The organism is Staphylococcus sp. 231237_7MaSpsaltlick (genome assembly GCF_043107035.1).
The window spans coordinates 1-775 of the sequence record NZ_JBICNX010000218.1 but is presented as its reverse complement, the minus strand read 5'-3'; the positions used below and the strand labels follow the sequence as shown (position 1 = coordinate 775).

General features: G+C 28.3%; 1 protein-coding gene. It reads left to right on the top strand.

Annotated elements, in window-relative coordinates:
- Positions 1 to 60: 60 nt before the first annotated feature.
- The coding region (locus ACF91D_RS31030) for a nucleotide sugar dehydrogenase (RefSeq protein ID WP_392438593.1) at positions 61 to 775 on the top strand (715 nt) is incomplete at its 3' end.

Below are 775 nucleotides of genomic sequence, written 5' to 3'. Positions count from 1 at the left end.
CATTTAAATATTTTAGATAAGATAACAAAAAATTAATATACTAAAGAAATGGAGAAAAAGATGAATAATAATTTAGTTGTTGCTGTTATAGGAATGGGATACGTAGGAATGCCAATAGCGATTGAATTTGCCGAAAAAGTAGAAGTAATAGGGTTTGATATAAATAAAGACAAAATTGAAAATTATAAAAAAGGCATTGATGTTACAAATGAAGTTGGAAATGAAATAATCAGCAAATCAACAGTTAATTTTACAGCCGATAAAAATGATATAAAAAAGGGGGATTTTATAATTGTAGCTGTGCCCACACCTATTAATCAAGATAAAACTCCAGATTTAGAACCTCTTAAAAATGTTTCCAAAATGGTTGGGGAAAATATAAAAAAAGGATCTACAATTATATTTGAATCAACTGTATATCCTGGGGTAACAGAAGATGTGTGCATACCTATTCTCGAAAAAAATTCTAATATGGTGTGTGGAAAAGACTTTTATGTAGGTTATTCTCCAGAAAGAATTAATCCAGGTGATAAAGTCCACAAATTATCTAACATTATAAAAGTTGTTTCAGGTATTAATGAAGAAGTAACTAATAATATCGCAGCTTTATATGAATTAATAATAGATGCTGGAGTTCACAAAGTATCTAATATTAAAACTGCAGAAGCTACAAAGGTGATAGAAAACAGCCAGAGAGATATAAATATTGCCTTTATGAATGAAGTATCGAAAGTTTTTAATAGAATGAATATAAACACTTTTGAAGTAGTTGAAG